The sequence below is a fragment of the Pseudomonas sp. PL-6 genome, from assembly GCF_054110165.1.
This window is the reverse complement of record NZ_CM134189.1, coordinates 3,529,574-3,543,714: the sequence shown is the minus strand read 5'-3', so window position 1 is coordinate 3,543,714 and position 14,141 is coordinate 3,529,574. Positions and strand designations below refer to the sequence as shown.

The 14,141-nt window shown below is 63.7% G+C and carries 2 protein-coding genes; one reads left to right on the top strand and one right to left on the bottom strand.

Annotated features, from left to right (window positions below; translation table 11 throughout):
* Positions 1 to 6 precede the first annotated feature (6 nt).
* Positions 7 to 1,746, bottom strand: coding sequence for a type I secretion system permease/ATPase (locus ACW9UL_RS14950; protein WP_457787490.1), 1,740 nt, complete (start codon positions 1,744 to 1,746; stop codon positions 7 to 9).
* A gap of 683 nt (positions 1,747 to 2,429) precedes the next feature.
* On the opposite strand from ACW9UL_RS14950, the gene ACW9UL_RS14945 reads away from it, so the two are divergent.
* Positions 2,430 to 14,117: a peroxidase family protein gene (locus ACW9UL_RS14945; RefSeq protein WP_457787489.1), complete on the top strand. Its 11,688-nt coding sequence runs from the start codon at positions 2,430 to 2,432 to the stop codon at positions 14,115 to 14,117.
* The last annotated feature ends 24 nt before the right edge of the window (positions 14,118 to 14,141 follow it).

Sequence of the window (14,141 nt, the reverse complement as noted above, 5' to 3'; positions counted from 1 at the left end):
GGCATGTCACTCCTTGCCCCGCACCGAGGCCAGGGTCGGCGCCCCTTTGCCGGTGGGGATCACGTTGGCCTGGCGCAGGGCGGCGAACACCTCGTCGCGGGTGCCGAACATCTGCACCGCGCCTTCGCGCAGCACCAGCACCTTGTCCACCATGTTCAGTACGGTGGGGCGGTGGGAGATCAGCACCAGGGTCTTGCCGCGTTGCTTGAGGTCGACCAGCGCCTGCAGTAGCGCCGCTTCGCCGACGTCGTCGAGGCTGGCGTTGGGTTCGTCGAGAACGATCAGCGACGGCTCGCCGTACAGTGCGCGGGCCAGGCCGATGCGTTGCTTCTGCCCGCCGGACAGCGAGCCGCCGTCGGCGCTGAGGCGGGTGTCGTAGCCCTGCGGCAGGTGCAGGATCATGTCGTGCACGCCGGCCTGCTTGGCGGCGAGGATTACCGCGTCGCTGTCGATCTCGCCGAAGCGGGCGATGTTCTCGGCGACGCTGCCTTCGAACAGCTCGACGTCCTGCGGCAGATAGCCGAGCCAGGGCCCCAGCTCGGCCTTGTTCCACTGGTAGAGGTCGGCACCGTCCAGGCGTACCTTGCCGCCTTGCGCCGGCCATACGCCGACCAGCAGGCGCGCCAGGGTGGACTTGCCGGAGGCCGAGGGGCCGATGATGCCCAGCGCCTCGCCGGGCGACAGGTTGAAGCTGATGCCGCGCAGGATCGGCGTGGGCGAGCCCGGCGCGCTGGCGAAAGCGTTTTCCACCTGAAGCATGCCCAGCGGCTTGGGCAGCGGCATGGACGGCTTGTGCGCGGGGAAGTCGGCCAGTAGGTCGGACAGCCTGGCCCAGGCGGCGCGGCTGGAGAGCAGCTGCTTCCAGGCCGAGATCACCTGTTCCACCGGCGCCAGGGCGCGGCCGGAGAGGATCGAGCAGGCGATCATCATCCCCGGGGTGATCTTGCCCTGGATCGCCAGCAGCGCGCCGGTACCGAGGATCAGCGACTGCAGGGTGACGCGCACGAAACGAGTGGCGCCATTGATGTAGGCGGCGCGGTCGGAGGCCAGGGTCTGCAGTTCGAGGATCTTCAGGTGGTTGCCGAACCAGCGCTGGCGGATCGCCGGCAGCATGCCCATGGCCTCGATCACCTCGGCGTTGCGCAGGTTGTTGTTGGCGAAGCTGCCGGACACCAGCGAAGCCTGGTTGGCCTCGGCCAGCGGCTTGCGCGTGCTGACCTCGGTGAGCCAGGCCAGGGCCACCAGCAGCAGCGAACCGATCAGGGTGATCAGGCCGAGCAGCGGATGCACCAGGTAGATCACCAGCAGGTAGATCGGTGTCCAGGGTGCGTCGAAGAAGGCGAACAGGCCGTTGCCGGTGAGGAACTGGCGCACCTGCGACAGATCCTGCAGGGCCTGCGCCGGGTTGCCGCCGGCGCGGCGCAGGTTGCGCTCGAAGGCGGCGCCGAAGATGCGCTTGTTGAGCATCATGTCGAGGCGGTTGCCGACGCGGATCAGCACGCTGGAGCGCACCACCTCCAGCAGCGCCATCAGCACATAGAGGCCGACCACCAGCAGGGTGAGCATGAGCAGGGTGGTGACGTTGCTGCTGACCAGGGCGCGGTCGTAGACCTGCAGCATATAAACGGCCGGGGTCAGCATCAGCAGGTTGATCACCCCGCTGAAGGCGGCCAGGGCATAGAAGGTACGGCGCAGGCGAAACAACACCTCGGCCAGCTCGGAACGCGGGGACTGCGGGATGCCCATGGGACCCTCCGGCACGGCATGTTCGCTGAGCATCCTGCTGGGTGACGGTGTTCCGGCGCTCTGCGGCTCGGTGCACCTGCAGGGAGACATTTTCCCGTCTCCTTGAATGTCGCCCCCTAGGTATAGATGGGACTTTGGTCGGGGCGCAAGGCGTTTCTAGGCCTTATTTTTGCCATGTTTCTTTTTGTTTCTTGGGAAAAATCTTTATGCAGTAAAGATTTATGGCGCAACGCCGTATATCGGCGAGGTGACCGACGGTATCTTGACAAGGCTAAGGGCTGGGACTTAAGTCTAATCGTGCATTTGCTGGAAAAGGCCAAGAAACCGTCACGGTTCCCACCAGACCAGCAGCGATACCGAGAAAGACCATGACTAGAGTCTTGCTTGACCAGACGCCTGAGGCGTCTTCGCTAGGGCACTTCGCCGACCCGCAGTTTCACGGGCCTCCTTCTGCCTGATTTCTGACGCCAGGCTTTGAGCCGGCATCAGCATAGGGACATACCAAATACCGATTGGACGTCGACGATCCCAGCATGTCGGCGCGGCGGCGTTTGGCCTCTATCCCGGGAACACTCTGACGAATGCGTGATGCGCGCCTGGAGAGGGTGAGTTGCGTCTGCGCCACGGGTTCCTTTGGCTTTGACTTTGCGAATTCAACTGCTGGGCATCAGAGGTGGAAGGAAATGGCCAATTTCATCAAGTCCGATCTCGAGTTCATCCTCCAGCAGATTCTGATCGCCGAGGCACATGCCGCGGGGCAGAGCCTGGACGAACTGCTGCCCAACTCCCAGGTACCCTGGGGCTTGCGCACCGTGGATGGCAGCTACAACAACCTGGTGGAGGGCCGCACCTTCTGGGGCGCCGCCGACCAGGAGTTCCTCTTGCTGCTGGACCAGCAGTTCCGCAATGACCAGGACGGCGACACCTTCGACATGAACGGCGGCGCACCGGGCGGAGAGGTGACCAATACCGACTACGGCGCCACCGGCAACGTGGCCGATGCCGACCCGCGGATCATCTCCAACCTGATCGTCGACCAGACCATCAGCAACCCGGCGGCGGTGCAGGTCTATGTCCAGGCGGGCCTGGGTACGCTGGCAGACGGTGTCAATCAGCTGGACCCGGATGGCAACCCCTATCCGGCCGGCACCCTGCTGGATCTTGACGGTGTGGCGATTCCCGCCGGCCAGTCGCTATTCATCCCCAATACTGCGCCGGACGAAGGGCTTTCGGCTGGCTTCAACACCTGGTTCACCTTCTTCGGCCAGTTCTTCGACCATGGCCTGGATCTGGTCAACAAGGGCGGCAATGGCTTCATCTTCATTCCGCTGCAGCCGGACGACCCGCTGTACAACCCGGCCACGCCACAGACCAACTTCATGGTCATCACCCGCGCCAGTGTCGAGGTGGACGCGGACGGCAACCGCGTGCACGTCAACCAGACCACACCGTTCGTCGACCAGAACCAGACCTACAGCTCGCACGCTTCGCACCAGGTGTTCCTGCGCGCCTATGTGCTGGTGGACGGCCAACCCATGGCCACCGGCAAGCTGCTGACCAACCGCGACCTTGGGGCAGACGGCATCTTCGGTACCGAGGACGACGTTGAGCTGGGCGGCATGGCCACCTGGGCCGTGCTCAAGGCCCAGGCTCGCGACGTGCTGGGGATCGAACTGGACGATCAAGACGTCGGTCGGGTGCCGCTGCTGGCCACCGACCAGTACGGCAATTTCATTCCGGGCGCCAACGGCATGCCGCAACTGGTCACCGCCGGCGGTCTGGTCGAGGCCAGCCTGGCCGCACCGGTGGACGCCTCCCTGGCACTGACCACCGGCCATGGCTTTCTCGACGACATCGCCCATTCGGCCAATCCCTTCAACAGCCAGACCGGCGCGCCGCTGGTCGCCGATGACGACGTCGTGGCTGGTATCAACGACGGCCTGGCCGGCACCTACGACGACGAGCTGCTCGACGCCCACTTCATGGCCGGCGACGGCCGGGTCAACGAGAACATCGGCCTGACCGCCGTGCACCACGTGTTCCACGCCGAGCACAACCGCCTGGTCGAACACACCAAGGACGTGGCTCTGCAGGCCGCCGCCGACGGCGATATGGCCTTCCTCAACCAATGGCTGCTGGTAACTGTCGATTCGATTCCGGCCGACCTGTCGACCCTGGTATGGAACGGCGAACGGTTGTTCCAGGCCGCCAAGTTCGGTACCGAGATGCAGTACCAGCACCTGGTGTTCGAAGAGTTCGCCCGCAAGGTGCAGCCGCTGGTGGACGAGTTCCTCATTCCCAACGGTTACGACGCCACCATCAACCCGGCGATCATGGCCGAGTTCGCCCACACCGTGTACCGCTTCGGCCACTCGATGCTGACCGAGACGGTCGACCGGCTCGACCCGACCTTCCAGAACGACAGCAGCCTGGGTCTGATCGAGGCCTTCCTCAACCCGCTGGCGTTCAACGAGAACGGCACCCTGTCGCCCGAAGAGGCCGCCGGCGCCATCGTTCGCGGCCTGACCCGGCAACTGGGCAACGAGATCGACGAGTTCGTCACCAGCGCCCTGCGTAGCAACCTGCTCGGCCTGCCGCTGGACCTGGCGGCGATCAATATCGCCCGCGGTCGCGACACCGGCGTGCCGTCGCTGAACCAGGCGCGCGCCGAGTTCTATGCCATGACCGGCGACAGCCAGCTCAAACCCTACACCAGCTGGCTGGACTTCGCCCTGAACCTGAAGCACCCGGAATCGTTGATCAACTTCATTGCCGCCTACGGCACTCATAGCAGCATCACCAGTGCCACCGGGTTGGCGGCCAAGCGCGCCGCGGCCATGGATATAGTGTTCGGCGGCGGGGCGATCTCCGACGATGAACGCATGGCCTTCCTCAACGGCCCGGCGGCCAGCACCGGGGTTAACGACATCGACTTCTGGATCGGCGGCCTGGCCGAACGGATCATGCCCTTCGGCGGCATGCTCGGTTCCAGCTTCAACTTCGTCTTCGAGACGCAGATGGAGGCGCTGCAGAACGGCGACCGCTTCTACTACCTGGCCCGTCTGGACGGCCTCAACTTCCTCACCGAGATGGAGGACAACTCCTTCGCCAAGCTGGTGATGCGCCATACCGATGCGGTGCACCTGCCGGCGGATATCTTCTCCACCCCGGGGCTGATCCTCGAGGTGAACCAGGGTGCGCAGTTCAACGAAGGACTGGGTAGCGCCGACCCGCTTGGCGACAACCCGTTGATCCCGCTGGTGATTCGCGACAACCCGGAAACACCGGGGGGCGATACCAACTACCTGCGCTACACCGGCGACGAGCACGTGGTGCTCGGCGGCACCTCAGGCAACGACATCATGGTCAGCAGCCTGGGCGACGACACCCTGTGGGGCGACGGCGGCAATGACCGCCTGGAAGGCGGCGACGGCAACGACATGATCGAAGGCGGCGCCGGCGACGATATCATCACCGACAAGGGCGGCGACGATGTGCTCAAGGGGGGCGACGGCAACGACGTGATCCACGGCGGCAATGGCTTCAACCTGATTCTCGGCGGCCATGGCAACGACTTCATCATTACCGGTGAGGACGTTTCCGAGGTCTTCGCCGGCACCGGCAACGACTTCATCTTGGGTGCCAAGGGCAACCTGCAGACTGCCGGTAACGAAGGCGACGACTGGATCGAGATCGGCACCCAGGACGGCGCCCCCGGCGACAACCTGGAGCCGTTCTCCACCGATACCGTGAACGGCCATGACGTATTCATCGGCGGCCCCGGCTTCGACGAGGTGATAGGCGAGGGCGGCGATGACATCATGGTCGGCTCCGAAGGCGCCGACCACTTCGACGGCAACTCCGGCTTCGACTGGGCCGTGTACAAGGACGATCGGGTCGGGGTGAAGGTCGACCTGATCGTCGACGACTTCGTCGAGCCGCCGGTGGCGCCATCCAATGCCGGTATCCTCGACCGCTTCGCCGAGGTGGAAGGTCTGTCCGGCTCGGCCTTCGGCGATATCCTGCGCGGCGACAACGCCGACGCGGCGCTGATCGCCCAGGCCGGCGCCCAGGGCAGTCTGCTGACTGCCGAGGGCATCGCCCGCATCACCAACCTGCAGCAGATGCTCACCGAGTTCTTCGGTGCGCCGCAGACTTCCTTCGGTAGCGGCAATATCATCCTCGGCGGCGGCGGCAGCGACGTGCTGGAAGGCCGTGGCGGCGACGACCTGATCGACGGCGACCGCTGGCTCAACGTGCGCATCAGCGTGCGTGCCGGGGTGGATGCCAACGGCAATCCGACCGGCCCGGAAATCGCTTCCTTCAACAGCATGAAGGACATGATCACGCTGATGCTCGACGGCGTTTACAACCCGGGGCAGTTGATGATCGTGCGCGAGATACTCGACAGCGCCGATAGCTTCGATACCGCGCTGTATGCCGGGCCGCGCGAGAACTACACGGTAACCACGCTAGGCGGTATGACCATAGTCACCGATGATGTCGGCGACGAGGGCACCGATCGCCTGCTCAATATCGAGCGCATCCAGTTTTCCGACAGCGCCCTGGTGTTGGTCGGCGGCGTGTTCGTCGAGGAAGTGCCGGGCACCGAACAGGGCGGCAACTTCTCGCCCACCGGCGCGCTGCAGATTCTCGATGCCGTCAGCGGTGTGGCGGATAACACGCCTGCGGTCGGCCAACTGCTGCGGGTCTCTGCCGCGGGCGTCGGCGACGAGGACAATGCCAACGGCCTGATCAACGGCCGGCCGGTCAGCTATATCTGGCAGTACGAGGCGGTGGCCGGCTCGGGCATCTTCCAGGATATCGTCGAAGAGGGTGGCGCGCGGCCGTCGACCCAGGATGGTGTCTCCTATCGCGTCAGCCCCAACCTGGACGGCCTGGCGATCCGCGTGATCGCCATCTACCAGGACGATAACGGCGTGATGGAACGGGTGGCCTCGGCGGCCACCGACCCGGTAGCGGGCGGTCAACTGCCGCCGCCGCCGGCCCCGTTGCCGGTGGAAAGCGAGGTGGCCAGCCCGGGCGATGGCCTGCGCATGATCCGCTCCGACCTGCAGTTCATCCTCGACCAGATCATCATCGCCGAGCGCCACGCCGCCGGCGAGGATCTGATGGACATCATCCCCAACTCGCGCCTGCCCTGGGGCCTGCGCACCGTGGATGGTTCGTTCAACAACCTGGTGCCGGGGCAGCAGTACTTCGGTGCGGCGGATCAGCCGTTCCCGACCTCGACGACGCAGAACTTCATCAACGACCCGGATGGCGACACCATCGACCTCAATGGCCCAGCTCCGGGCGGTGAATTCAGCAATGGCAACTATGCCTACGACCCGACCAACCCCGCCTCGCCGCGCGATGTGGTGGACGCCGATCCGCGGATCATCTCCAACCTGATCGTCGACCAGACCATCACCAACCCGGCAGCAGTGCAGGCCTATGTCGATGCCGGCCTGGGTACCCTGGACGCCAACGGCGTGCTGCTGGATCTCAGCGGCCAGCCGATCCCGGAAGGGGTGCCGCTGTTTATCCCCAACAGCGCGCCGGACGAAGGGCTGTCGGCCGGCTTCAACTCCTGGTTCACCCTGTTCGGCCAGTTCTTCGACCACGGTCTGGACCTGGTCAACAAGGGCGGCAACGGCACGGTGTTTATCCCGCTGCAGCCGGATGACCCGCTCTATATCGAGGGTGGCTCGGCCAACTTCATGGTCCTGACCCGCGCCACCAACCAGGCGGTGCTGGCCGGTGAGGACGGCGATTTTGGTACGGCGGACGACGTGCATGTGCATGTCAACCAGACCACGCCGTTCGTCGACCAGAACCAGACCTATACCTCGCATGCCTCGCACCAGGTATTCCTGCGCGAGTACGCCATGACCGACGAGGGCCCGGTGGCCACCGGGCGCCTGCTCAACGGCGCCGACGGCGGCCTGCCGACCTGGGCGGAGGTCAAGGCTCAGGCACTCAACCTGCTGGGCATCGTGCTGAGCGATGCCGACGTGGTGAACGTGCCGCTGCTGGCCACCGACCAATACGGCAAGTTCATCCCCGGTGCCAACGGCTATCCGCAGTTCGTTACTGGAGGAGGATTGGAGCCGGCTGGTCCCGGTGGCGTGGCGGTGCCCAACGATGTGGTTCGTACCGGGCACGCCTTCCTCGACGATATCGCGCATAACGCCAACCCGATCAACGGTCAGACGGGCGCGATGAAGACCGCCGATGCCGATGGTGCGGTCGGGCTGACCGATGATCTGGGTAACCCGGTGTCGTCCAATCTGTTCTTCGACGACGAGCTACTCGATGCCCACTTCATCACCGGCGACGGTCGCGGCAACGAGAATATCGGCTTGACCGCCATCCACCATGTGTTCCATGCCGAGCACAACCGCGTGGTAACGCATACCAAGGACGTGGTGCTGGCCTCCAACGACCTCGACTTCATCAACCAGTGGTTGCTGGAGCCGGTGACAGAGCTGCCGACCAGCCCGGACGGCCTGGTGTGGAACGGCGAGCGGCTGTTCCAGGCCGCGCGCTTCGCCACCGAGATGCAGTACCAGCACCTGGTGTTCGAGGAGTTCGCGCGTAAGGTGCAGCCGCAGGTGGACGTGTTCTTCAACGCCACCCAGGTCTACGACAGCACCCTCAACCCGGCGATCATGGCCGAGTTCGCCCACGTGGTGTATCGCTTCGGCCACTCGATGCTGACCGAGACGGTGGATCGCTTCGACCCGAACTTCGTCTCCAGCGAACTGGGGCTGATCGAGGCCTTCCTAAACCCGCTGGCCTTCAACCAGCTCAGCGATGGTAACGGTGGCTTCGTCACCGTCAGCGCCGAGGAGGCCGCCGGTGCCATCGTCCGTGGTATGACCCGACAACTCGGCAACGAGATCGACGAGTTCGTCACCGAGGCCCTGCGCAACAACCTGCTCGGCCTGCCGCTGGACCTGGCCACCATCAACCTGACCCGCGGCCGGGAGACCGGGGTGCCGTCGCTCAACGCGGCGCGTCAGGAGTTCTACAACATGACCGGCGATAGCCAGCTGAAGCCCTACACCAGCTGGGTCGACTTCGCCATGAACCTCAAACACCAGACCTCGCTGGTCAACTTTATCGCCGCCTATGGTACGCATGCGGCCTTGCAGGAGCTCGACGTCAATACCCTGGCCGAGAAACGGGCGGTGGCCTTCGCCCTGGTATTCGGCGGCACGGCGTTGATCAATGAGGGAACCGCCGAGGAACGGCTATTCGACGCAGATGGCGCCGGTGTCGACCGCATGGCCTTCCTGCATGGGCCTGCAGCCACTACCGGGGTCAACGCCATCGACTTCTGGATCGGCGGCCTGGCCGAAAAGATCATGCCCTTCGGCGGCATGCTCGGCTCCACCTTCAACTTCGTCTTCGAGACGCAGATGGAGGCGCTGCAGGATGCCGACCGCTTCTACTACCTGGAGCGTCTGGCCGGCCTGAACATGCTGACCGAGATGGAGAACAACTTCTTCTCGCGCATGGTGATGGCCAATACCAATGCCACCCACCTGCCGGGGGATATCTTCTCCACCCCGGGCTTTATCCTCGAGGTGGACCAAACCAAACAGTACACCGGCCTGGGCGACGATGGCCGCGCCGATCCGGAAGGCGACAACCCGTTGCTGCCAGACGTGATGCGTGGGCCCAACTTCCTGCAGTACAACGGCGGTGAGCACGTGGTGCTCGGCGGCACGGACGGCAATGACACCTTGGTTGGTGGCATCGGCGACGACACCCTGTGGGGCGACGCCGGCAATGACCGTCTGGAAGGCGGCTTCGGCAACGACCTGATCATGGGCGGGGCCGGCGACGACATCATCACCGACATGGGCGGCGACGATGTGATCCGGGCCGGCGAAGGCAACGACGTGATCCATGCCGGCAATGGCTTCAACCTGGTGATGGCCGGCCATGGCAAGGACTTCGTCATCTCCGGCGAGGACTCCACCGAGGTGTTCGGCGGCCCGGGCGACGACTTCATCCTCGGCACCCGCGGCAACGAGGCGCAGTTCGGTAACGAGGGCAACGACTGGCTGGAACTGGGCGGTCCCGACGGCAACGGCGGCGACAACTTCAACGAGTTCGGCCTGGACAACGTGATCGGCCACGACGTGTTCATCGGCGAGTTCGGCATCATCGACCGCATGGACGGCGAGGGTGGCGACGACATCATGTTCGGCAACGGCGGCGAGGGCGACCGCTACGTCGGCGGCTCCGGCTTCGACTGGGCGGGTTTCCGCGACGATCCGTTCGGGGTCAACGTGGACTTCCGTCTGCGCGCTTTCGACGAAACGCCGGTGGCACCGTCCGATGTATCGGTGCTGGCGCGCTTCGAGTTCATGGAAGGGCTGTCGGGCTCGCACCATGCCGACATCCTCAACGGCGACGACCGTGACGCCACGGCCATTGCACTGTCCGGCGCCTACGGCAGCGTGCTGAGCAACGACTATATGGACATGGTCGACGGCTTGCGGGCGTTCATCAACGAGCTGGCCGACCCGCTGACCACCGTCGGTGAGGTCACCTCCTTCGGTGCGGGCAATATCATCCTCGGCGGCAACGGCAGCGACCTGATCGCCGGTAACGGCGGCGACGACCTGATCGACGGCGACATGTGGCTCAACGTGCGCATCAGCGTGCGGCAGAACCTCGACGGCACGGGACCGGAAATCGCCACCTTCAACAGCATGGTGCCGATGATCCCGCTGATGCTCAACGGCACCTACAACCCGGGGCAACTGGTCATCGTCCGTGAGCTGATGTCCGGCACGGTCGACCCGAACAACCTCGGGCAGTCCTTCGATACGGCGGTCTACTCCGGGCTGATGTCCGAATACGAAGTGATCGAGTGGGGCGATGGCCTGTGGGGTGTCCGTCACGTCGGCCTGGATGGCGTGGACAACGACGGCGACGGCTTCCTCGATGTGGTCGGCGCCGATGGCGCGGACATGATCCGCAATATCGAGCGCATCCAGTTCAACGATCAGGCCATGGTGCTGGTGGCGGGACGCAACGCCGAGGTGGAAGGCGCGCTGCGCATCAGCGACGGCTCGCCCAGCGTCGGCCAGGTGCTCAGCGTTTCGGCTGCGCTGGTGCGCGACGCCGATAATATCGGCGCCGGCAATCCGAACGGTGCCGTCACCGGCCCGATCAGCTACTACTGGCAGGTGGATGTTGAGGGCGACGGTACCTTCGCCGATATCGTCACGGAAAACATCGGCGGCGAGGCCGCCCGTGCCACCGGCCCGACCTTCACCGTGAGGCCGGAGTTCGAGGGCCTGGCCCTGCGCGTCAAGGCGATCTACAAGGACGCCCACGGCGTGCTGGAAACCGTGTTCTCGGCGCCGACCAGCCTGGTCGTGCAAGGTGGCGATCCGAACGATCTGCCGGTGGGCAGCGTGCTGATCAGCAATATGGCGCCTTCGCTGGGCAATGAGCTCACGGCGATCAATGCCTTTACCGATGCCGATGGTCTCGCCGGCGTGGCGTTCTCCTACCAATGGCAGGCCGGCACGGGTGGCAACTTCGCCAATATCGCCGGCGCCACAGGGGTGAACTTCACCCCGACCGTGGCCCAGGCCGGGCAGCAGATCCGGGTGGTGGTCAGCTACACCGATAACGGCAATACCCTGGAGTCGCTGACGTCGGCGGCTACTGCGGTGCTGGCGGGGATCATGGTCATGACGACGTTCGGCGGCACCCTGACGGGAACCGCGGGTAGCGAAATCATGCTGGGCAGCGATGGGGACGACACCCTCAACGGCATGGGGGGGGACGATACGTTGGAAGGGGGAGCTGGTAACGATCATCTCAATGGTGGCACTGGTGCCGACACCATGATGGGGGGGGCAGGTGGCGATATCTTCTGGGTCGACCATGTAGGTGACCAAGTGATCGAGTTTGCTGGTGAGGGCATTGACCAGGTGAGGACGACGCTAACCAGCTACACGCTGGGGGCGAACGTGGAGAACCTCTGGTACTTCGGCACGGAGTCGTTCACGGGCACGGGTAATGCGCTGGATAACATTATTCAGGGAAGTACCGGCAATGATCGGCTCAATGGCCGTGAGGGTGCCGACCGGATGGTTGGCGGTGCAGGTGATGACATCTACTGGGTCGATCATGTAGGCGACCGAGTGATTGAGTTTGCCGGAGAGGGTATCGATCAGGTGAGGACGACGCTGAGCAGCTACACGCTGGGGGCGAATGTGGAGAACCTGTGGTACTACGGCACGGAGTCGTTCACGGGCACGGGTAATGCGCTGGATAACATTATTCAGGGAAGTACCGGCAATGATCGGCTCAATGGCCGTGAGGGTGCCGACCGGATGGTTGGCGGTGCAGGTGATGACATCTACTGGGTCGATCATGTAGGCGACCGAGTGATTGAGTTTGCCGGAGAGGGTATCGATCAGGTGAGGACGACGCTGAGCAGCTACACGCTGGGGGCGAATGTGGAGAACCTGTGGTACTACGGCACGGAGTCGTTCACGGGCACGGGTAATGCGCTGGATAACATTATTCAGGGAAGTACCGGCAATGATCGGCTCAATGGCCGTGAGGGTGCCGACCGGATGGTTGGCGGTGCAGGTGATGACATCTACTGGGTCGATCATGTAGGCGACCGAGTGATTGAGTTTGCCGGAGAGGGTATCGATCAGGTGAGGACGACGCTGAGCAGCTACACGCTGGGGGCGAATGTGGAGAACCTGTGGTACTACGGCACGGAGTCGTTCACGGGCACGGGTAATGCGCTGGATAACATTATTCAGGGAAGTACCGGCAATGATCGGCTCAATGGCCGTGAGGGTGCCGACCGGATGGTTGGCGGTGCAGGTGATGACATCTACTGGGTCGATCATGTAGGCGACCGAGTGATTGAGTTTGCCGGAGAGGGTATCGATCAGGTGAGGACGACGCTGAGCAGCTACACGCTGGGGGCGAATGTGGAGAACCTGTGGTACTACGGCACGGAGTCGTTCACGGGCACGGGTAATGCGCTGGATAACATTATTCAGGGAAGTACCGGCAATGATCGGCTCAATGGCCGTGAGGGTGCCGACCGGATGGTTGGCGGTGCAGGTGATGACATCTACTGGGTCGATCATGTAGGCGACCGAGTGATTGAGTTTGCCGGAGAGGGTATCGATCAGGTGAGGACGACGCTGAGCAGCTACACGCTGGGGGCGAATGTGGAGAACCTGTGGTACTACGGCACGGAGTCGTTCACGGGCACGGGTAATGCGCTGGATAACATTATTCAGGGAAGTACCGGCAATGATCGGCTCAATGGCCGTGAGGGTGCCGACCGGATGGTTGGCGGTGCAGGTGATGACATCTACTGGGTCGATCATGTAGGCGACCGAGTGATTGAGTTTGCCGGAGAGGGTATCGATCAGGTGAGGACGACGCTGAGCAGCTACACGCTGGGGGCGAATGTGGAGAACCTGTGGTACTACGGCACGGAGTCGTTCACGGGCACGGGTAATGCGCTGGATAACATTATTCAGGGAAGTACCGGCAATGATCGGCTCAATGGCCGTGAGGGTGCCGACCGGATGGTTGGCGGTGCAGGTGATGACATCTACTGGGTCGATCATGTAGGCGACCGAGTGATTGAGTTTGCCGGAGAGGGTATCGATCAGGTGAGGACGACGCTGAGCAGCTACACGCTGGGGGCGAATGTGGAGAACCTGTGGTACTACGGCACGGAGTCGTTCACGGGCACGGGTAATGCGCTGGATAACATTATTCAGGGAAGTACCGGCAATGATCGGCTCAATGGCCGTGAGGGTGCCGACCGGATGGTTGGCGGTGCAGGTGATGACATCTACTGGGTCGATCATGTAGGCGACCGAGTGATTGAGTTTGCCGGAGAGGGTATCGATCAGGTGAGGACGACGCTGAGCAGCTACACGCTGGGGGCGAATGTGGAGAACCTGTGGTACTACGGCACGGAGTCGTTCACGGGCACGGGTAATGCGCTGGACAACATCATTCAGGGAAGTACCGGCAATGATCGCCTAAATGGAGGAGCCGGCAACGACAGGCTTATTGGTGGTGGTGGCAACGACATCTTCGTGTTCGGGCCGAACTTCGGCAATGACCGGATCACGGACTTCGATGCCAATCCCGCCGGTGGCCAGGATCTGCTCAATATCGCCGCGCTGGGGATTACGGCAGCGACCTTCGCCGCTCGGGTGAGTATCGCCGATGCCGGCGCCGACACCCTGGTGACGGTCAATGGTGCGGATGGCGGCAGCATACGCCTGGTCGGCGTCGCCGATCACACCACGGTCACCTCGGCGGACTTCCAGCTGGGTTGAGCTAGGGGCGAGTCCAGGGTGCCT